23 protein-coding genes are annotated in these 19,127 nt (G+C 71.2%); 9 read left to right on the plus strand and 14 right to left on the minus strand.

Annotated features, from left to right (window positions below; translation table 11 throughout):
* The first annotated feature begins 217 nt into the window (after positions 1-217).
* Positions 218-1,906 carry a glycerol-3-phosphate dehydrogenase/oxidase gene (locus BJ998_RS23320; RefSeq protein WP_246489464.1) on the plus strand — a complete coding sequence of 563 codons (1,689 nt, stop codon included), beginning with the start codon at positions 218-220 and terminating at the stop codon, positions 1,904-1,906.
* A gap of 164 nt (positions 1,907-2,070) precedes the next feature.
* Here BJ998_RS23320 and BJ998_RS23325 read toward each other — a convergent pair whose 3' ends face one another.
* From BJ998_RS23325 to BJ998_RS23360, 8 genes are all read right to left on the minus strand, one after another.
* Complete coding sequence (locus BJ998_RS23325; protein WP_246488638.1) at positions 2,071-2,844, minus strand: ESX secretion-associated protein EspG; 774 nt, start codon at positions 2,842-2,844, stop codon at positions 2,071-2,073.
* A 2-nt stretch (positions 2,845-2,846) separates the two neighbouring features.
* Positions 2,847-3,419, minus strand: a complete 573-nt coding sequence (locus BJ998_RS23330; RefSeq protein WP_184864822.1) for a PPE domain-containing protein — start codon at positions 3,417-3,419, stop codon at positions 2,847-2,849.
* Positions 3,419-3,778, minus strand: a complete 360-nt coding sequence (locus tag BJ998_RS23335) for a transcriptional regulator (protein ID WP_184864824.1) — start codon at positions 3,776-3,778, stop codon at positions 3,419-3,421. Before BJ998_RS23335 ends, BJ998_RS23330 begins: the two co-directional genes overlap by 1 nt.
* A gap of 101 nt (positions 3,779-3,879) precedes the next feature.
* The gene (locus BJ998_RS23340; RefSeq protein WP_184864826.1) at positions 3,880-4,470 is read right to left on the minus strand and encodes a DUF3558 domain-containing protein; all 591 of its coding nucleotides are present in this window, start codon (positions 4,468-4,470) and stop codon (positions 3,880-3,882) included.
* Between the two features lie 6 nt (positions 4,471-4,476).
* Positions 4,477-4,998: a GNAT family N-acetyltransferase gene (locus BJ998_RS23345; protein WP_184864828.1), complete on the minus strand. Its 522-nt coding sequence runs from the start codon at positions 4,996-4,998 to the stop codon at positions 4,477-4,479.
* Positions 4,999-5,008: 10 nt separating this feature from the next.
* A complete protein-coding gene (locus tag BJ998_RS23350; protein ID WP_312890291.1) occupies positions 5,009-5,281 on the minus strand; it encodes a hypothetical protein in 273 nt (90 codons plus the stop codon).
* Positions 5,268-5,810, minus strand: coding sequence for a DUF1707 SHOCT-like domain-containing protein (locus BJ998_RS23355; protein WP_184864830.1), 543 nt, complete (start codon positions 5,808-5,810; stop codon positions 5,268-5,270). The genes BJ998_RS23350 and BJ998_RS23355 overlap by 14 nt, the downstream gene beginning before the upstream one ends.
* A 51-nt stretch (positions 5,811-5,861) precedes the next feature.
* Complete coding sequence (locus tag BJ998_RS23360; protein ID WP_184864832.1) at positions 5,862-7,649, minus strand: acetyl/propionyl/methylcrotonyl-CoA carboxylase subunit alpha; 1,788 nt, start codon at positions 7,647-7,649, stop codon at positions 5,862-5,864.
* Between the two features lie 167 nt (positions 7,650-7,816).
* Here BJ998_RS23360 and BJ998_RS23365 point away from each other — a divergent pair, with 167 nt between their 5' ends.
* Complete coding sequence (locus BJ998_RS23365; RefSeq protein ID WP_184864834.1) at positions 7,817-8,512, plus strand: hypothetical protein; 696 nt, start codon at positions 7,817-7,819, stop codon at positions 8,510-8,512.
* On the opposite strand, the gene BJ998_RS23370 is transcribed toward BJ998_RS23365, so the two are convergent.
* The 4 genes from BJ998_RS23370 to BJ998_RS23385 are packed head-to-tail and all read right to left on the minus strand — an operon-like array spanning position 8,507 to position 12,910.
* Positions 8,507-9,130, minus strand: a complete 624-nt coding sequence (locus BJ998_RS23370; RefSeq protein WP_184864836.1) for a Maf family protein — start codon at positions 9,128-9,130, stop codon at positions 8,507-8,509. The genes BJ998_RS23365 and BJ998_RS23370 overlap by 6 nt on opposite strands.
* A gap of 53 nt (positions 9,131-9,183) precedes the next feature.
* Entirely contained in the window at positions 9,184-11,013 is a 1,830-nt protein-coding gene (locus BJ998_RS23375) for a Xaa-Pro dipeptidyl-peptidase (RefSeq protein WP_312890292.1), read from the minus strand.
* A gap of 59 nt (positions 11,014-11,072) precedes the next feature.
* Positions 11,073-11,276: an acyl-CoA carboxylase subunit epsilon gene (locus BJ998_RS23380; RefSeq protein WP_184864838.1), complete on the minus strand. Its 204-nt coding sequence runs from the start codon at positions 11,274-11,276 to the stop codon at positions 11,073-11,075.
* Positions 11,273-12,910, minus strand: coding sequence for an acyl-CoA carboxylase subunit beta (locus BJ998_RS23385; RefSeq protein ID WP_184864840.1), 1,638 nt, complete (start codon positions 12,908-12,910; stop codon positions 11,273-11,275). The genes BJ998_RS23380 and BJ998_RS23385 overlap by 4 nt, the downstream gene beginning before the upstream one ends.
* Positions 12,911-12,998: 88 nt before the next feature.
* Between BJ998_RS23385 and BJ998_RS23390 the strand changes: the two genes are divergently transcribed.
* The 5 genes from BJ998_RS23390 to BJ998_RS23410 are packed head-to-tail and all read left to right on the plus strand — an operon-like array spanning position 12,999 to position 16,543.
* Positions 12,999-13,835, plus strand: a complete 837-nt coding sequence (locus tag BJ998_RS23390) for a biotin--[acetyl-CoA-carboxylase] ligase (protein ID WP_184864842.1) — start codon at positions 12,999-13,001, stop codon at positions 13,833-13,835.
* A 44-nt stretch (positions 13,836-13,879) separates the two neighbouring features.
* Positions 13,880-14,404 carry a PH domain-containing protein gene (locus BJ998_RS23395; protein ID WP_184864844.1) on the plus strand — a complete coding sequence of 175 codons (525 nt, stop codon included), beginning with the start codon at positions 13,880-13,882 and terminating at the stop codon, positions 14,402-14,404.
* The gene (locus tag BJ998_RS23400) at positions 14,401-15,330 is read left to right on the plus strand and encodes a hydroxymethylglutaryl-CoA lyase (RefSeq protein WP_184864846.1); all 930 of its coding nucleotides are present in this window, start codon (positions 14,401-14,403) and stop codon (positions 15,328-15,330) included. The genes BJ998_RS23395 and BJ998_RS23400 overlap by 4 nt, the downstream gene beginning before the upstream one ends.
* Entirely contained in the window at positions 15,327-15,950 is a 624-nt protein-coding gene (locus tag BJ998_RS23405) for a GNAT family N-acetyltransferase (protein WP_184864848.1), read from the plus strand. Before BJ998_RS23400 ends, BJ998_RS23405 begins: the two co-directional genes overlap by 4 nt.
* On the plus strand, positions 15,947-16,543 hold the full coding sequence (locus BJ998_RS23410) for an adenosylcobinamide amidohydrolase (RefSeq protein WP_312890294.1): 597 nt from the start codon (positions 15,947-15,949) through the stop codon (positions 16,541-16,543). The genes BJ998_RS23405 and BJ998_RS23410 overlap by 4 nt, the downstream gene beginning before the upstream one ends.
* On the opposite strand, the gene BJ998_RS23415 is transcribed toward BJ998_RS23410, so the two are convergent.
* Positions 16,524-17,717 (minus strand): serine hydrolase domain-containing protein, encoded by a 1,194-nt coding sequence (locus tag BJ998_RS23415; RefSeq protein ID WP_184864850.1) that lies wholly within the window; start codon positions 17,715-17,717, stop codon positions 16,524-16,526. The genes BJ998_RS23410 and BJ998_RS23415 overlap by 20 nt on opposite strands.
* Positions 17,718-17,831: 114 nt before the next feature.
* Positions 17,832-18,269, minus strand: a complete 438-nt coding sequence (locus BJ998_RS23420) for a MaoC family dehydratase (RefSeq protein ID WP_312890295.1) — start codon at positions 18,267-18,269, stop codon at positions 17,832-17,834.
* 87 nt (positions 18,270-18,356) lie between these two features.
* Between BJ998_RS23420 and BJ998_RS23425 the strand changes: the two genes are divergently transcribed.
* Both BJ998_RS23425 and BJ998_RS23430 read left to right on the plus strand, forming a co-directional pair.
* Positions 18,357-18,812 (plus strand): YbaB/EbfC family nucleoid-associated protein, encoded by a 456-nt coding sequence (locus BJ998_RS23425; protein ID WP_184864852.1) that lies wholly within the window; start codon positions 18,357-18,359, stop codon positions 18,810-18,812.
* Entirely contained in the window at positions 18,809-19,120 is a 312-nt protein-coding gene (locus BJ998_RS23430) for a hypothetical protein (RefSeq protein WP_184864853.1), read from the plus strand. The genes BJ998_RS23425 and BJ998_RS23430 overlap by 4 nt, the downstream gene beginning before the upstream one ends.
* Positions 19,121-19,127: the final 7 nt, after the last annotated feature.

Below are 19,127 nucleotides of genomic sequence, written 5' to 3' on the forward strand. Positions count from 1 at the left end.
TCGACGCCGTTGGAACGGGAGATCGGACGTTACTGAGCGGTACCGACGCTGTCCATGGCCGAACGGCTCCACTGCCCGCCGCGGCCCCGATGCCGGTAGCGTGATGATCCGTCGGAACCAGGCAGCCAACAGGCGGGAGGCGAGTGGCGTGGCCACCCGGAAACCAGCAGCCCCAGAGACACCGACACGCGGCTCGGCGGAGACCGGCCGGCTCGGCCTGCCGGAACGGGAACGTGACTGGCAGCGCCTGGGTTCGGAGACCTTCGACGTCGTGGTGATCGGCGGCGGCGTGGTCGGCGTCGGCACGGCGCTGGACGCCGCGACCCGTGGCCTGCGTGTGGCCCTCGTCGAGGCGCGGGACCTGGCGTCCGGCACGTCCAGCCGTTCCAGCAAGCTGTTCCACGGCGGCCTGCGTTACCTGGAGCAGTTGGAGTTCGGACTGGTGCGGGAGGCGCTGCGGGAGCGGGAGCTGATGCTCACCCGGATCGCCCCGCACCTCGTCAAGCCCGTGAGCTTCCTCTACCCGCTCAGCCACCGGCTGTGGGAGCGCCCGTACACCGCGGCCGGCCTGCTGATGTACGACACCATGGGCGGCGCCCGCTCGGTGCCCGGGCAGAAGCACCTGACCCGGGCCGGCGCGCTGCGCATGTTCCCGGCGCTCAAGCGGTCCGCGCTCATCGGCGGCATCCGGTACTACGACGCGCAGTCCGACGACGCGCGGCACACCATGACCGTCGGCCGCACCGCCGCGCACTACGGCGCCGTGGTGCGGACGTCCACCCAGGTCATCGGCTTTCTGCGGGAGGCGGACCGGATTTCCGGCGTGCGCGTGCGTGACGCCGAGGACGGTCGGGAGACCGAGGTCAAGGCCAACGCCGTGATCAACTGCACCGGCGTGTGGACCGACGAGCTGCAGCGCCTTTCCGGCAGCCGCGGCCGGTTCCGGGTGCGGGCGAGCAAGGGCGTGCACATCGTCGTGCCGCGGGACCGGATCGTCGCCGAGTCCGGGCTCATCCTGCGCACCGAGAAGTCCGTGCTGTTCGTCATCCCGTGGCGCAACCACTGGATCGTCGGCACCACCGACACCGACTGGAACCTCGACCTCGCGCACCCCGCCGCCACCAAGGCGGACATCGACTACATCCTCGACCACGTCAACACCGTGCTGGCCACGCCGCTCACGCACGACGACATCGAGGGTGTGTACGCCGGGCTGCGGCCGCTGCTGGCCGGGGAGAGCGAGTCCACGTCCAAGCTGTCCCGCGAGCACGCCGTCGCTCGGGTCGCCCCCGGGCTCGTCGCCATCGCCGGCGGCAAGTACACGACGTACCGCGTGATGGCCGCCGACGCCGTCGACGCCGCCGGCGCCGATCTGACCGGCCGGCTGCAGCCGTCCATCACCGACAAGGTGCCCCTGCTCGGCGCCGACGGCTACTACGCGCTCGTCAACCAGGCCGACCAGCTCGCCGCTCGGCACGGGCTGCATCCTTACCGCGTTCGGCACCTGCTCGACCGGTACGGCTCGCTCGTGCACGAGGTGCTCGCCGTCGCCGACGGCGACCCCGACCTCCTGCGCCCGCTGCCCGCCGCGCCCGACTACCTCCAGGTGGAGATCGTCTACGCCGCCTCCCACGAGGGCGCGCTGCACCTTGAGGACGCTCTCACTCGGCGGACCCGGATCTCCATCGAGTACCCGCACCGTGGCGTCGACTGCGCCGAGCAGGTCGCCCGCCTGATGGCCGGTGTGCTGGGGTGGGACGACGCGCGCATCGCCCGTGAGGTGGAGGTCTACACCGCCCGCGTGCAGGCGGAACGGGACTCCCAGTCGGAGCCCAACGACCAGGCCGCGGACGCCCGCCGCATCAGCGCCCCCGAGGCCCGCGACCTACGCGACCCCGTCAGCTGACGACCCTGCTTTTTTCTCTACGTGAGTGGCTCATTTCGCTTCTGGGCGCACCTGAGCCACTCACATGGGCTAACCGCGAAGTGAGCCACTCACGTGGGGCTTAAATGCGAAGTGAGCCACTCACGTGGCGTTAAACGCCGAAATGAGCCACTCACGTGGGGAGATCAGGCGAAGGTGAGCTGGACGGCGTCGTTGAGCAGGTCGGTGATGTGTTGGCCCATGCGGCGGTCGTCGGCGGGGGCGATGGTGCTCCAGGCGACGCCGCCGGGTTTGGCCCGGCGGAGCTGGACGTAGCGGCCGCGGGGGGTGTCGAAGAAGCCGACGACACGGTCGGGGCGGTGGCGGCGGCCGAAGCGGTCGCGGGCGGCGGCGCCGAACTGGCCGCGGCGGCGGACGTTGCCGACCATGGCGGCGAGCTCGTCGGCCTCGGCGGGGGAGACGCCGTGGTCGCGGAGGATCCAGCCGAGCTCGTCGGCGGTCTCGGCCTCGGCCGCGGCGGCGTCGAGTTCGGCGCTGGGGACGGTGATGGAGTATCCGGGACCGGCGGGTAGCTCGGGAAGCAGGGAGAGGGCGGCCCGAGGGAGCGAAGAGATGTCGACGGGGGTCAGGGTGAGCTGACCGTCGGCGAGGCGGGCCAGCACGGCGTCGGGGCCCTTGGCGGCGACCAAGGCGCGAACGCCGCCGTCCAGCCAGAGACGGGCGTCGAGCTCGTAGTCGGCGCCGTCGAGCAGGCCGAGCAGGTCGACGAGGTCCTGGTCGATGCCCCGGGAACCGCCGACGAGGCCGCGCTCGGCGAGGGAGTCCCACACGGTCTTGGTGACGACTTCGCGTTCGAGGTGGGTCTTCCCGGGGGAGGCGACCTTGATCGCCAGCGGCATCTCGGCCAGCCGGAGGTGCTCCCAGAGCACGTCGAACTCCAGCTCGGACAGGGTGAGCAAAGTCAGTACCCGCGCTGGCTGGGGACGGTGGGCCGGGCAGGGACGGTGACCACGGGAACGGCGTCGAACGGCCGCAGCGAACCGGTGTTGGCGGCGGTGTTGTGCTCGTACGTGCTCATGACCTCGAACGCCCGGGTCGCGGCGGCGTCCTGGGCGGCCTCGATGATCTCGGCGTCGACCTGCCCGATGAACAGCGACACGAGGTCGCCGAGCCAGCCGGACGGCCCGGGCTCGGGCGCCTTGACCGGCACGGGCATGTCGGCCCGAGCCCGCAGCACGTAGTCGGCCTGCGCCTCGGTGCTGGCACGGATGCTCTCGGCGCTGGCGTGGGCGTCGTCGGCCCACCGCGCCAGCTGGGCGATGCCGTGCAGCGCTGAGTCGGAAGCAGCCCCGCTCCAGTCCGAGGCGGCGACGCTGATGGCGCTGGACAGCTCGCCGCCGATCTCGTGCAACGCGCCGGAGATCGCGCCCCAGCGCGCGGCCGGGTCGGCGGACGCGGCGGCGCCGGGACCGGAGTTGATGGCGTCGTACAGCTCCTGGTGGGTGTACCCGCGCCAGCGGACGTCGCCGGGCATCAGCAGCCGCCCTGCTGGATCAGCGTCGTGTTGTCCTGCTCGACGGTGTGGTACCCCTGCTCGACCTCGGTCAACGCGTCCAGCGCGCCCTTGAGCTGACGCTGGTAGCGCTGCAGCGCCTCCAGCGCGGAGTCGGCGCCGGTGGAGTGGTCGTTGAAGTCGCTCGCGGCCTGCACGCTGACGGGGTCGCCGGCCCACGGCCGGATCCGCACGTCGGAGATCGCCATCTCGATCTGCTTGTCCAGCTTCACCAGCGCGGTGGTGAACACCTTGCGCAGGCCGGGGATGGCGGCCGGGTCGACCCGGAACCCGCCGGCGGCGACCGTCGCCGGGGCGGGGGTCGTGGTCCGCTGCGGCACGAGTGACCTCCGGGTGTCGGGTGCCAACACTGTAGCGACACTGCGTGACGGTCGGGAGTGGTCAGGGTGACATCCACCCCGCGGGGTGTGTCAATCCGCCATCAGTGGCCGCCGGACAGGCTGGTCATGGCCGCCTCCGCGACCCGTTGCGCGCCAAGACAAAGATCATCTTGGGGGATCGGGGCGGCGCCGCCGCCGTCGCGGAAGAGCACGTCGAGGAACTCGCCCTTGGCCACGTCCACCTCGACGTTACAGAGCGTGTCCAAGCCGGGGGTGCGGACCTCCAGCGCCGGGAAGCCGACGATCGCGATCACCTTGGCGGTGTTCTGCGCCTCGTCGGAGATCCACAGGTCGGCGCCCTCATTCGTGACGAGCGCGAGCCGCGCGACCTGGCCGCTGTAGGTCCCTCGAATGGTGCACGCCCGCGCCTTCAGGTCGGTGTCGGTGTACGGCGACGGCGGGGTGTCCAGGCTCAGCTGCGCCCGCTGGTCCTTGGTCAGGATGGCGCACGGGTTCACCTTGTCCAGCGGGATCTCCCGCGGCCGCGGCGGCAGCGTGAGGCTGGTCGTGGTGGTGGTCGTCGGGGCGGCGGCGGAGGACGAGTTGTCGTGCGTCTGGCTGGTCTCGGTCAGCGGGTACGCGGAGCAGCCCGCCAGGGCCGCCGCGCACAGCAGGAGCAGCGCGAGTCGCATGGCCGGTCAGACTAGCGACCGGGTCCACACGTGGACCTTCGCCCCGCACTCGTCGATGGTCCGGTGGAAGCCGAAGCCGCACTTCTCGGCCACCCGCCGGGACGGCTCGTTGCCGTCCTGGAACAGGTAGTCGACCCGGTTCAGGCCCAGCGCCCCCGCGCCGAACCGCATCGCGGCGGCCAGGCCCTCGCTGACCACGCCGCGGTTGCGGTGCCGGGGCGCGGTCCAGCACGCCGCGGCGGCGGTGCCGGCCCTGAGGTCGAGGTCCTTGAGGCCGACCTCGCCGAGCAGCTCGCCGGTGTTCTGGTCGGCCACCGCCCACGAGCAGCGTTCATCGTCGGCCCACTGCCGGGCGCGCAGCGCCACGTAGTCGCCGGCCGCGGCCAGGTCCAGGATCCGGTGGCTGATCCAGCGCCGGCTGACGGGATCGGTGAAGGCGTCCAGGATCGACGGCCGGTCGTCGATCCGGTCGTCGGCGCGCAGCTGCCGCAGGTAGTACCTGCCCGCGTTGATCTCGACCGGTTCCACGGCGGCCAACCTAGTTGATGCTGGTCACGAATCCGTCGGCGCGGTCGGCCAGGCCGGCGAGGAACTCCTCGTGCGCGGCCGCGGGCGTGCCGTCCGGCGCGGTGGCCAGCTCGACGAGCCAGTCGGCGTCCTCGGCGTCGTCCTCGCCGGCCAGCAGCTCCTTGTGCACGGCGCACGGCCGCCAGCCCAGCTCGGCCAGCTCGGCGGCCAGGGCCTCGGCGTCGTCCCGGTCGTGCAGCACAACGAGCATGCCGCCGTCCATAGTGGACTCAGTCTCGGCCACGCAGCTCTCGCCGCCTGCGGTGCATCTCGTCACGCATCAGGTGCCGCTCCTCGCGCCAGCGGTCCCGCTCCTGGCGGCCACGGTCGCGATCGCGGTCACGGTCGCCGTGGTGGCCGCGGCCCAGGAACGCGCCCGTGAACCAGCTCAGCAGCACCGGCACAGCCATGAACTCCCACTGGTGCAGGAACAGGCCGACGGCGATGCCCACCGGCCAGCTCGCCGCGGCGATGCTGGCCATCGACACCTTCATGCCGGTGCGCCGCGAGACCTCAGCCGAGGCGACCTTGGCCGGCGGCGCGGGCGCGGACGCCGGCGGCGCGGGCGCGGGCGCGCCGAACGCCGGCTTGGGGTCCGGCAGGTCGGCGAACAGCGCCACCAGCTCGCCCCGGGTGCGCGCGGTGGTCACCCGGGCCGAACGCTCCCCGTACTCGTCGATGTCGAGCCGACCGGCGCTCATGTGCTCCCCGAGCGCGGCGAGCGCCTGCTCGCGTTCGGTGTCACCGATCCGCATGTCCGGGGACTCGTTCACGCCGCCAATCGTACGGCGCACCAACGGTCAGGCGTCATGACATCCGTCAGTTCAATCCTTGATCTCCAGCAGCACCGTGCCCTGCGTGACCGTTTCGCCCGTAGTGGCGGCGAGACCCGCGACGGTGCCGGCCTTGTGGGCGGTCACCGGGTTCTCCATCTTCATCGCCTCCAGCACGACCAGCAGCTCGCCGGCCTCGACCTGCTGCCCGTCGGCGACGGCGACCTTGACGATGGTGCCCTGCATCGGCGCGGCCACGGCGTCACCGGAAACGGCGGCGGCGCTCTTGCCGGCACGCTTGCGCGGCTTGGCCTTCGCCGCGGCCGGGGCGGCGGCGCCGACGGCCAGGTTGCCGGGCAGCGACACCTCCAGCCGGCGGCCGCCGACCTCGACCACGACGGTCTGCCGCTCGCCTTCTTCCTCCTCGGCCACGGCCGGGTCGGTGAAGGGCTCGATGGTGTTGTCGAACTCGGTCTCGATCCACCGGGTGTGCACGGTGAAGCCGTCCTCGGCGGTGAACGCCGGATCCCGCACCACCGCCCGGTGGAAGGGCAGCACCGTGGCCATGCCCTCGACGACCATCTCGTCCAGGGCGCGGCGGGCGCGGGCCAGGGCCTGCTGCCGGTCCTCGCCGGTGACGATCAGCTTGGCCAGCAGCGAGTCGAACTGCCCGCCGATCACGTCGCCGGACCGCACGCCGGCGTCGACGCGAACACCGGGCCCCGAGGGCTCGATGAACGTGGCGACCAGGCCGGGGGCGGGCAGGAAGTTGCGGCCGGCGTCCTCGCCGTTGATCCGGAACTCGATCGAGTGGCCGCGCGGGGTCGGGTCCTCGGTGAAGCGCAGCTTCTCGTTGGCGGCGATGCGGAACTGCTCCAGCACCAGGTCGATGCCCGAGGTCTCCTCGCTGACCGGGTGCTCCACCTGCAGCCGGGTGTTGACCTCCAGGAACGAGATCGACCCGTCCAGGCCGACGAGGTACTCGACGGTGCCGGCGCCGTAGTAGCCGGCCTCCGAGCAGATCGCCTTGGCCGACGAGTGGATCCGGGCCCGCTGGTCGTCGGTGAGGAACGGGGCCGGGGCCTCCTCGACCAGCTTCTGGTGCCGCCGCTGCAGCGAGCAGTCGCGGGTGCCGACGACGATGACGTTGCCGTGCTTGTCGGCCAGCACCTGGGCCTCGACGTGGCGGGGCTTGTCCAGGTAGCGCTCCACGAAGCACTCCCCGCGCCCGAACGCCGCGACGGCCTCGCGGACGGCGGAGTCGAACAGCTCGGGAATCTCCTCCAGCGTGCGGGCGACCTTCAGGCCCCGCCCGCCGCCGCCGAACGCGGCCTTGATCGCCACCGGCAGCCCGTGCTCCCGCGCGAACGCGACGACCTCGTCCGGCCCGGCCACCGGGTCCTTGGTGCCGGGCACCAGCGGGGCGCCGGCGCGCATGGCGATGTGCCGGGCGGTGACCTTGTCCCCGAGGTCGCGGATGGACTGCGGCGACGGCCCGATCCAGGTCAGGCCGGCGTCCAGCACGGCCTGGGCGAAGTCGGCGTTCTCCGACAGGAACCCGTAGCCGGGGTGCACGGCGTCGGCGCCGGAGCGCTTGGCCACGTCGAGGAGCTTGTCGATGACCAGGTAGCTCTCGCCGGGGGTGGAACCGCCGAGGGCGAAGGCCTCGTCGGCCATCCGCGCGAACGGCGCGTCCCGGTCCGGATCCGCGTACACCGCGACGCTGGCCAGGCCGGCGTCGCGACAGGCGCGGATCACCCGGACGGCGATCTCACCACGGTTGGCGACCAGGACCTTGTGCAGCGTGATGGGGCCCAGGTCTGCGGCCGACTCTGGCACGCCATACCTCCTCAAACGACTCCAGCGGAACGCGCGCGTTTCGCTGGAGTCTACGGATGACCGACCGCGCACGGGGGGAGACCAACCTCACCACGTGACGAGCGCTGGACCCGGGTTGACGTGCAGACTCATGCTGAACCGGTCGGAACGGGAGGAGGTGCCAGCGCGTGACCAGAGCGTCGAGACCGGTGTTCGTCGCGGTTGTCGTCGCCGTGCTGGTGTTCGCCGCCGCGATCGGCACGACGCTGGTGATGCGGCAGCTGCGGGCGGCCAAGGCGGCGTCGACCAGCACCCAGCCGGCGCCGACGGCGCCGACCGATCCGGTGCAGCTGTGCGGCCAGGCACCGTGCGTGAAGCTGACCAGCGTGTCGATGCCGCAGTTCAAGGAGACCGTCGACCTGCTGGCCGACGGCAAGGGCCACTTCGCCCGGCTGCGCATCACCTCCGACCGTGGGGCGGTCCTGTTCAGCTCGCAGGTTCCCACCGTCGACGCGAAGTCGATCACGTGCGAGGAGGGCAGGACGTCGGCCTGCCTGCTGCAGGGCAAGGACGGCGGCGACCTGATCGGCGAGGTCTACACCGACGACGGCGGCACGTGGCGGCAGACGCCGATCCCGTTCAGCTCGGACGGGGGCTACCTGGCGCTGCGCGACGTCAACGGCGACGCCGTCCCCGATGTGGTGACGACGCAGAGCCGCTGCGACGACAACGCGCCCGCGTCGTGCACGAAGGTCGCCGTGGCCGTGTTCCAACTCACCGGCGAGGAGATCGGCTGCAGCGTCGCCTACGCGAGCCCGCGGCAGTTGCCGGGCTGGCCGGACGTCACGCCGAACCCGGCGAAGCTGTCGGAGTGCCCGTCATGAGTTCGGCCACAGGTCGATCACGCTGACGCCGACCTCGGCCAGCAGCCGCCGGGTCAGCGGCAGGCTGATGCCGATCACGCTGGAGTGGTCGCCGTCGATGCCGTCGACGAACCAGCCGCCCATGCCGTCCAGCGTGAACCCGCCGGCGACGGCCAGCGGCTCGCCGGTGGCGATGTAGGCGTCGAGCTCACGGTCGCTGGGCGTGCCGAAGCGGACCGTGGTGGTCTCCGCGCCGGACGCCTTGTCCGCCACGGCGCCGTCCGCGAGGCGCAGGACGACGTGCCCGGTGAGCAGTTCGCCGGTTTTGCCGGCCATCTCCTGCCAGCGAGCCCGCGCCACCTCGGGAGTGCCGGGCTTGCCGACCATCTTGCCGTTGATGGACAGCATCGAGTCGCAGCCGATCACCACGGCGTCCGGCAGCTCGCCGGCCAGCGCCTCGACGACGGCGTGCGCCTTCGCCTCGGCCAGCGCCGTGACGAGCTCGTCGGGACGGGGATCGGTCAGCGCGGCCGCCACCGCGTCCTCGTCGACGCCGGACACCCGGACCACCGGGTCGATGCCGGCGGCACGCAGCACGTTCAGGCGGGCGGGGGACGCGGAGCCGAGCACGAGTCGCACGGCTGGGAACCCTAGGCCACGGGCGGGACTCCCCGCCCGTGGCACCCGGAAAGTTACGGCAGCGAACCGATCAGCGGGACCTGGACGGACGTCCTGGTCAGGTCCAGCGTGATCTTCGGCTTCGCGCTGCCGGCGGTGATCCAGCCGTTGTCGGTGCCGCCGACGATCAACGCCAGCCGGTGCCCGGCCGCCACCTGGTGGTCGGTCGGGGCCAGCTTGAACGTCATCGTGTACGACTTGCCCGGCGTCAGCGTCGCCTTGCTGGTCAACGACGCGTAGTGGCCGAGGTCGGCCCAGCCGCGAGCGATCACCTGGGCGTTGACGTCGATCGTGTCGGCCTTGGTGTCGAGGAAGCAGCCGGTGTCGCCGGAGGTGCCGGAACCGAAGCAGGACTTGGTGGACAGCGTGGTGATGCCCTCCCCGTCCCCCTGGAAGTTGCGCACGGTCTCCGGCCCGAGGTCGACGAGCACCGCCGACACCTGGCCGCTGCTGGCCGACGACGACGCCGTCACGGTGATCGTGCTGCCGCCGGACACCGTCACCGGGCTGGACAGCGTGCCGCTGCTGAACACGACCCGGGCGCTGTTGGCGGTGTCCGGGCTGCTGGCCCAGTTGGTCTCACTCAGGCTCGGGTTGTCGGTGAACGACTCGACCGCGCCGGCCTTCGGCGCGGTGCTGCCGAGCTTGCCGAGACCGTTCGTGGTGGTGGCGCTCAACTTCAGCGACGTCGCGGTGGCCACCTCCGGGTAGCTCGCCGCGTCCACCCAGTTGTCCGGGGTGCGTTCGACGCTGAGCTGCGGGCCGTTCTGGATGCCGTTGTCCACGCCCATCAGGTAGTGGTCGAACCACTGGTGCAGGGTGTCCACCCACGCGGCGCGCCGGTAGTCGAACGGGTCCACGTGGCTGGTCTGCGACAGCCAGATCTTGCGCTCGACGCCGTGCGCGGCCAGGGCGTCCCACCACTGGCCGAAGTTGATCGGCTTGACGTTGTCGTCCTCCATGCCGTGCGCGACGAACACGCTGGCGTGCACGTTCGCGGCCTGCGCGTAGTAGTTGCGCTGGTCCCACCAGGACGTGTAGTTGCCGTTGGTCGGAGAGCCGGCGTCGATCGCGGACTGCACGCTGCGGCAGCCGTTCTGCGCGGCGGAGGTCTCCACCAGCGTGGACAGGCCGGACGGCTGCCCGGCGGTCAGGTCCGCGCCGTTGGCGCGGTAGTAGTCGTACCAGGAGGAGATCGCCGAGATCGGCACGATCGTCTTCAGCCCGGCGACCCCGGTCGCGGCGACGCCGTTGGCGATCGTGCCGTCCCAGGACTTGCCGATCATGCCGACATTGCCGCTGGTCCAGGTGGCCTTCACGGTCGTTGACCCGGTCGCGGTGGTGTAGCCGGTGGCCCGGCCGTTCAGCCAGTCGACGACCGCCTTGGCCGAGCCGATGTCGGACGGGCCGCCGATGTCGACGCACCCGTTGGACCGGTTGGTGCCGGCCAGGTCCACCAGCACGATGGCGTAGCCGCGCGGCACGAAGTAGTTGTCGTAGTACAGCGGGAACTGCACCGGCCTGCCGGCCGAGTCGTAGGTCTTGAGCTGGCTCTCGTTGCCGCGCCCGCAGCAGGCGTAGTACGGGCTGGCGTCCATGATCACCGGCACGCCGGAGGTCAGCTCCGACGGGCGGATGATGTCCGCGGCGACCCGGACCGCCTTGCCGCTCGGATCCTTCAACCCGGTGTCGACCCACGCGGTCTCCCGGATCGCGTTGGCGTAGGAGTAGGTCGGCTGGCTGCCGCCGTCGTGCGGGGCGGCGCCGGCGGACGCCGGGACGAGCACCATCGCGAGCCCGGCGATCAGGACGGTCAGCAGGGTGGATAACCGTGTCACCTTCACCGGCTCGACGTTACGAACCGGCCGAAGCTGTGCAGTAGAGCCGATAGACGGGTCTCAAGTCAACGGAAGGAGTACTGCCACGCGCCGGGGCCGGGATGCAGCGGCCGGCGCAGCTGCGGCGCGCCCCAGCGGGACGGCGCGGCGGGTTCGTCCGAACCGGCGGGCACGGCGGCGATGGCGGACATCACCGCGGTCAGCACGGCGAGTTCGGTGTCGTCCGGGTTGCCCCGGACGACACGCAGCAGCGGACGGTCGTCGCTCACAGCGGGATGTTCCCATGCTTCTTGGGCGGCAACGCTTCCCGCTTCTCGCGCAGGGTGCGCAGCGCGCGGGCGACGTAGCCGCGGGTGTAGGAGGGCGGGATCACCGAGTCGACGTAACCGCGTTCGGCGGCCACGTACGGGTTGCACAGCGTGTCCTCGTACTCCTGGATCAGTTTGGCGCGCAACGCTTCCACGTCCTCGCCGCGCTCCTTGGCCTCGGCCAGGGTGCGCCGGTGCACGATGTTGGCCGCGCCCTGCGCGCCCATCACCGCGATCTGCGCGGTCGGCCAGGCCAGGTTCAGGTCCGCGCCGAGGTGCTTGGAGCCCATCACGTCGTACGCGCCGCCGTACGCCTTGCGGGTGATCACGGTGACCAGCGGCACCGTCGCCTCGGCGTAGGCGTAGATCAGCTTGGCGCCGCGGCGGATGATGCCGTTCCACTCCTGGTCGGTGCCCGGCAGGAAGCCCGGCACGTCCACGAAGGTCAGCACCGGGATGTTGAAGGCGTCGCAGGTGCGGACGAACCGGGCCGCCTTCTCGCTGGCGTCGATGTCCAGGCAGCCGGCGAACTGCGTCGGCTGGTTGGCGACCACGCCGACCGCGTGGCCCTCGATGCGGCCGAAACCGACCACGATGTTCGGCGCGAACAGCTGGTGCACCTCGAGGAACTCGCCGTCGTCGACGACGCGGGAGATCACCTCGTGGATGTCGTAGGGCTGGTTGGCCGAGTCCGGGATCAGCGTGTCCAGCTCGTGGTCGGTGCCGGTCAGCGTCTCCGCGACCGAGCCGGCCTCCTCGAGGCCGGGGAACACCGGCGGCTCGGCCAGGTTGTTGGACGGCAGGTAGGACAGCAGCTCCTTGACGTAGGCGATGGCGTCCTCCTCGTCCGTGCCGAGGTAGTGCGCGTTGCCGGACTTGGTGTTGTGCGTGCGGCCGCCGCCCAGCTCCTCGAAGCCCACGTCCTCGCCCGTGACGGTCTTGATCACGTCCGGGCCGGTGATGAACATGTGCGAGGTCTTGTCCACCATCACGGTGAAGTCGGTCAGCGCGGGCGAGTAGACGTGGCCGCCGGCGGCCGAGCCCATGATCAGCGAGATCTGCGGGATCACGCCGGAGGCGTGCGTGTTGCGGCGGAAGATCTCGCCGTACAGGCCGAGCGAGACCACACCCTCCTGGATCCGCGCGCCGCCGCCCTCGTTGATGCCGACGATCGGGCTGCCGGTCTTCATGGCCAGGTCCATGATCTTGACGATCTTCTCGCCGTACACCTCGCCCAGCGAGCCGCCGAAGATGGTCACGTCCTGGCTGAACACGCACACCCGGCGGCCGTCGACGGTGCCGTAGCCGGTGACCACGCCGTCGCCGTAGGGCCGGTTGCGCTCCTGGCCGAAGTTGGTCGACCGGTGGCGGGCGTGCTCGTCCAGCTCGGTGAACGAGCCGGGGTCGAGCAGCAGGTCGATCCGCTCCCGGGCGGTGAGCTTGCCCTTGGCGTGCTGCTTCTCGATGGCACGCGCGGAGCCGGCGTGCACCGCCTCGTCGTTGCGGCGGTAGAGGTCGGCCAGCTTGCCGGCGGTGGTGTGGATGTCCGGGGCCTCGGTCGGGGCCACACCCACGGGCTCGGTCGCACTGCTCATGCCGAGGCACTCTAACCAGGGCTTCCGACCTTGGTTACTGACACGTAGCCCACATCACCCCGGCGAGTCACGCTCTGGAGCACACCGAATGCCGGTTTCGAGCAGACTACGCTCGGCAACCGTGCGTGAACCCCTGGACGAGGCCCGTCTCCGGGCCGCCCTGATCGGCCCGTATGCCCAGGTCGACGTCGTCGCGAGCACCGGCTCCACCAACGCCGACCTCCGCGAGGCGTTGCGGGCCGGCGGCGCGGACCGGACCGTGCTGTTCGCCGAGGAGCAGACCGCCGGCCAGGGCCGCCGCGCCCGCACCTGGGTGTCGCCGCCGTACACCGGCCTCTACGTGAGCGTCCTGCTCCGCCCGGACGTGCCGCCGCACCGCATCCCGTGGATCACCCTGCTCGCCGGCGTCGCCCTGGTCCGCACGGCGACGAGCATCGGCGTCGACGCCGTGCTGAAGTGGCCGAACGACCTGCTCGCCGGTCCGCACAAGGCCAAGTGCGCCGGGGTGCTGGCCGAGGCCGACGGCGGCGTGGTGCTGGGCATGGGCCTGAACGTGGCGGCGCTGCCCGGCGACGTCCCGCCGGGGGCGGGCGGCCTGCCGGCGACCTCGCTGGAGCAGCAGGGGGCGACCACCACGGACCGTACGGACATAGCGGTCGAGCTGCTGAAGAACCTCGCCGAGCTGGACGACGCGTGGCGGCAGGAGCGCGGCGACCCGATCGCCTCCGGCCTGCACGCCGAGTACCGCCGGCACTGCTCGACGCTGGGCCTGCGGGTCCGCATCGAGCTGCCGGGAGACCGGGAGCTGGTCGGAACCGGGGTCGAGATCGACGTCGAGGGGCAGCTCGTGGTCCGGGCCGACGACGGCACCCGACACAGCGTCCACGCAGGTGACGTGGTGCACCTCCGGTCGGCCGCCGGCTGACCACCGGTACCGTGGCGGCGTCACCAGCTTCGGGAGGAATCGCCGTGGCCTATCCAGACGACCTGCTCGGCGAGGACGAGCACGTCGTGATCCACAAGCACCCGCACTGGAAGATGCTGTTCTGGCCGATCGTGGTCTTCCTGATCACGGTGGCCGTCGGCGCCTACCTCGCGGCGCTGGTCAGCAGCCAGAGCTGGCACACCTACGCCTGGATCGCGATCGGGGTCGTCGCGGCCATCGTGATCATCTGGGTCGTGCTCGGCCCGCTGATCCGGTGGCGGACCACCCACTTCGTGATCACCACCCATCGGGTGATGATGCGGTTCGGTGTGCTCACCCGCACCGGCATCGACATCCCGATGTCGCGCATCAACAGCGTGCAGTTCCGGCACGGGCTGCTGGACCGTCTCGTCGGCGCGGGCACACTGATCATCGAGTCGGCCTCCGACGAGCCGCTGGAGTTCGACGACATCCCGAACGTGGAGCGCGTGCACTCGCTGCTCTACCGGGAGATCAACGACGACCCCAACGACGACTTCCACCCCGGCCACACCCGGAGCGAGCGGTGACCGCCCGGTCCGTGGGCCTGCCCAGCACGGTCCGCGGCGACGGATTGCCGGAACGGGTGACGATCTGGGAGGTCGGCGCGCGCGACGGCCTGCAGAACGAGTCGTCCGTCGTGGACGTCGCCGTGAAGCTGGAGTTCCTGGACCGGCTGGCCGACGCGGGGCTGTCCGTGTTGGAGGCGACCAGCTTCGTGCACCCGAAGTGGGTGCCGCAGCTGGCCGACGCCGAGCAGCTGCTGGCCGGCCTCAAGCAGCGGGAGGGCGTGTCCTACCCGGTGCTCGTGCCCAACGAGCGCGGCCTGGACCGGGCGCTGGCCGCGGGCGTCCGGCACATCGCGATCTTCGGCAGCGCCACCGAGACGTTCGCCAACAAGAACCTGAACCGGACCCTCGACGAGCAGTTCGCCATGTTCGAGCCGGTCGTGAGCCGGGCTCGGACCGAGGGCCTCGATGTCCGCGCCTACGTGTCGATGTGCTTCGGCGACCCCTGGGAGGGGCACGTCGAGCCGGCGCAGGTGGTGTCCGTCGGCACGCGGCTGCTGGACATGGGCTGCTCGCAGCTGTCGCTCGGTGACACGATCGGCGTCGCGACGCCCGGGCAGGTCGAGGCGGTCATCGGCGGCTTCCCGACCGTCGACAACCTGGCCGTGCACTTCCACGACACCTACGGGCAGGCGCTGTCCAACACGTTGGCGGCGCTGCGTTGTGGCGTGACCACAGTGGACTCCTCGGCCGGCGGCCTCGGCGGGTGCCCGTACGCCGAATCGGCGACCGGCAACCTCGCCACCGAGGACCTGGTGTGGATGCTGGACGGCCTCGGCATCCAGCACGGCGTGAACCTGGACGCGCTGGTCGCCACCAGCGCGTGGATGGCGGAGCGGTTGGGGCGGCCGAGCCCGTCCCGGGTCGTGCGGGCACTGGCCGGATGAGTGCTGGCACCGGACTCGACGTCACTGTCGTCGCCCTGACCGAGCAGACCTGGCCCGCGCTGCAGGAACTGCTCGGTCCGCAGGGCGGCGCCAGCGGCTGCTGGTGCATGTGGTTCCGGCGGACCGCCAACGAGTTCAAGCGCAACAAGGGGGAATCCAACCGGGAGGCGCTCGGGGAGCTCGTCAGCTCCGGCGAACCCGTTGGGCTGCTTGCTCTCGATGCCGGTGGCAGGGCCGTCGGCTGGGTCGCGGTGGCGCCCCGGCTCGCGCACATCCGGTTGGACCGGTCCGCGGTCGCCGCGCCGCCCGATCCCCGTGAGGACCTGTCGGACGTGTGGTCGGTGACGTGTTTCTTCGTGGACCGCACGGCCCGTGGCACCGGCATCACGCGCTCGCTGCTCGACGCGGCCGTGACGTACGCGGCCGAGCACGGGGCCCGCTGCATCGAGGGCTATCCGACCACAGCGTTTGGCGGGACACCCGCACCCGGGCTCGGAGGCGAACGCAAGCAGGTCAGCACCCTGTACCACGGCACGCTGACGATGTTCCTGGACGCCGGCTTCGAGCTCATCGGCCGGCGCGGCATCAAGCGTGCCCTGGTACGCCGAGAACTCCGGTGATCATCACCTACGTCGACTCGTTACCCGTGCTCGTGTGGCGTTTCGACCCACCCCGAATGACCATCTCCTCCGCGCCGTACGGTGGCGGCGTCGGGGAACGCGGCTGGGTGCTCAACGCCACCGTGCCGCACGGCTATGACCGTCTCGACCCCGATCAGCACGTCGCCGAGATCGCCGCCGAGCTTCGCCTGACCGGCCCCGGAACCGGCTTGCTCACCGCGGTCGACGTGCGAAAGGTCGTCTCGGTGACGGAGCGAGGCGTCACCGCCGACGTGACCACCGGGGTTGGCGTGCCCACCTGGGCCGCCGCGCCCGATGCCGCCGGGGAACGCATCGGCACCATCAACGCCGTCTGCCGCCTGCCGGTTCGGTTGAGCCCGGCGGCACTGGTCAACGCCGTCGCCACCGTCACCGAAGCCAAGTCCCAGGCCCTGTTCGAGGCCGGCGTCGACGGCACCGGCACCGCCACCGACGCGATCGTGTTGCTGTGCCCCACTTCGGGGCCCGCCGAGCAGTACGGCGGACCGCGTTCCCGTTTCGGTTCGGCGTTGGCCCGCGCCGTGCACGAGGCCGTCAGCTCGGGTTTGCGCTGACTGGCTTGTCGAACATCGCGCAGACCGCGGCGTTCACCAGCGTCTTGCTGGCAGCGGCCAGCGTCGGCTCGGCATCGAACTCGCTGAAGAGCTCCGTCGACATCAGCACGGAACCGGTGCGGTGGCCGGCGCTGTCGGTGAAGTTGGTGCTGAGGTAGCCGGGGAGACCGCCGTCGTGCCCCCAGAACGTGCCGCACGACGTCGTCCTGGTGTCGATGCCCAGGCCGTAGCCGGGATTGCCGGGCTGGCCCGGGACCGGCACGGTGTCGCGCATCTGCGCCAGCTGGGCGGCGGGCAGCAGCTTGCCACCCAGCAACGCCTCGTAGAACCGTGACCAGTCCTCGGCATTGGACACGATCGCGCCCGCCGCCCCGCCCCAGCGCGGGCTGATGCCGGAGACGTCCACGTGACCGTCGTGCTCGGGGCCGGCCAGATCCCGGACCTCCTCGGGCACCTCCGGCGGCATGTGCGCGGCATCCGGCTCGTAGCCGCGGACATGCGGTCCGAACCAACGGGAGTCATCGGGCAGGTAGGTGTTCCTCAGCCCGAGCGGGCGGACGATCCGGTCCCGCACCAGGTCGACCAGGCTCTTGCCGGTGACCCGCTCCAGCAGCGCGCCGATCGCGACGTAGTTCGTGTTGCTGTACGACCACTTCGCGCCCGGCGGGAACAGCGGCGGGTTGGCCACCCCGATGGCCAGCAGTTCCTCCGACGTCCACGGATGCGGGTCCTTGCCGAGGATCGACGGCAGCATCGCGGGGTCGTTGGTGTAGTCGAACAGGCCGCTGGTGTGATTGAGCAGCATGCGTAACGTGATCGCGTTGCCGTCGGGAACCTTGCCCGGCAACCACTTCTCCACCGGGTCGGTCAGCGCGAGCTTGTGGGCGGCGACGAGTTGCAGCACGAGCGTCGCCATGACGGTCTTGGTGTTGGAGCCCATGCGGAACTCGTCATCGGCGTCCAGCCGATGGTCCCGCTTCGTCCAGTCGGCCTGCTCCGTGATCTCGACGGGACGGCCGTGACCGTCGTCCACCCTGACGATGACACCGGGCGCCCCGGCGGCCACCAACTCCCGGGCCAGACGCTGGAGTTGCGCTGTGGTCCCGTTGTCGGGCGGGCACAAGACCGTGCTCGCCGCCACCGCCACCGCCGTGACCAGGTGCAGCCAACGCATGAACGCTCCCCCTAGGGCCGTCGTTCCGCCAGGAACCTCTCGAAGCCCGCGCGGACCTCGGCTTCCGACGCAATCACGTGACCGCCGCCGTGCTCAAGCACCATCGGGTGCACATCAGGGCCGGGTGCCGAACATGCCGGTGAACGTGGACCGCAGCACGGGCTGCCCGTCGCGGTCGGCCTGCGCGCGGATCTCCACCAGTCCCAGGTTCGGCCGGCTGCGCGACAGCCGCGCGGACAGCACCTCCAGCGAGAACTCCAGCTTGTCGCCGGGGAAGACCGGCGCCGGCCAGAGCAGGTCCTTCCCGCCGGGCGAGCCCTGCGAGGTGGAGTCGGCCAGCACGTGGTCCACGTACGCGCGCATCCACAGGCCCATGGTGAACCAGCCGGACGCGCACAGGCCGCCGAGCACGGAGTTCTTGCCGGCCTCCTCGTCGAGGTGGAACGGCTGCGGGTCGAACCGCGCGGCGAAGGCGAGCATCTCGTCCCGGTCGACGACGGTGCTGCCGAGGTCGAGCACGCGGCCGGCCGGAAGGTCCTCGAAGGCGATCACGGCTCATTCCTACCCGATCGAGTGGAACCGAACGCGCCGAACGGGCGTCCGACTGTCTGACGTGCTCACCAGCGTGGAGGGAACGGCGTGCCAGTTGACCACCAGGCCGAGATCGACCAGCTGATGGCCGACTACCGGCGGAGTCGCGAGCAGTTGGTCGCGGTGCAGCGCGGCATGGCCGCGATTCGCGAGACCGTGACCAGCCACGACGACCTGGTGACGGTGACCGTCGGGCCCAGAGGCACGCTCGTCGACCTGGTCATCGACGACCGCGCCTACCAGCGGCTGCGGCCGGCCGAGCTGGCGGAGCTGATCGTGCGCACCACAGATGTCGCGGTCGCGGGGGCGACCAAGCGCATGCACGACCAGCTGGCGCCCGTGCTGCCGGCCGGCGCCGATCCGGAGTCCGTGCTGTCCGGACGGGCCGATGTGAGCGAGACGGAGATCGAACCGGAACAGCCGGCGGGCCGGCACGTGCGAAAGTCCCGTGAGGACGACAGCTTCGAGAACCGCAACTGGGTCGTCGACGGGAGGCACGCGTGAACACCGGCGGTTTCAGCACCGACGTCGACCGGGTACTGGACCGGGCGGGGCAGCTCGACAGCCTGTCCGACACCGCGCAGTCGATCTTCACCGAGCTGTCCGACGCGCTGGCCGAGGCCGGCGAGTGCTGGGGGACCGACCAGGTCGGACAGAGCTTCGCCACCGGCTACACCGACGCCGCCGAAGCGACGTTCGCGCTGGTCAAGGCGCTGCCCGGGCAGCTGGCGGACGTCGGCGGCCGGCTGGCCGAGCACGCGCACATCCACCGGTCGGTCGACCAGGCCATCGCCACCGGACGTTCGGACTGAGGGGAAC

This window comes from Kutzneria kofuensis (assembly GCF_014203355.1).
In the GTDB taxonomy this organism is placed as follows: Bacteria; Actinomycetota; Actinomycetes; order Mycobacteriales; family Pseudonocardiaceae; genus Kutzneria; species Kutzneria kofuensis.

Excerpts from the sequence above, each read along its gene's own strand:
- BJ998_RS23390 (WP_184864842.1), top strand. The coding sequence starts at position 12,999 with ATGCCGGTTTCGAGCAGACTACGCTCGGCAACCGTGCGTGAACCCCTG.
- BJ998_RS23330 (WP_184864822.1), bottom strand. The coding sequence starts at position 3,419 with ATGCCCGGCGACGTCCGCTGGCGCGGGTACACCCACCAGGAGCTGTAC.
- BJ998_RS23340 (WP_184864826.1), bottom strand. The coding sequence starts at position 4,470 with ATGCGACTCGCGCTGCTCCTGCTGTGCGCGGCGGCCCTGGCGGGCTGC.
- BJ998_RS23405 (WP_184864848.1), top strand. The coding sequence starts at position 15,327 with ATGAGTGCTGGCACCGGACTCGACGTCACTGTCGTCGCCCTGACCGAG.
- BJ998_RS23415 (WP_184864850.1), bottom strand. The coding sequence starts at position 17,717 with ATGCGTTGGCTGCACCTGGTCACGGCGGTGGCGGTGGCGGCGAGCACG.
- BJ998_RS23385 (WP_184864840.1), bottom strand. The coding sequence starts at position 12,910 with ATGAGCAGTGCGACCGAGCCCGTGGGTGTGGCCCCGACCGAGGCCCCG.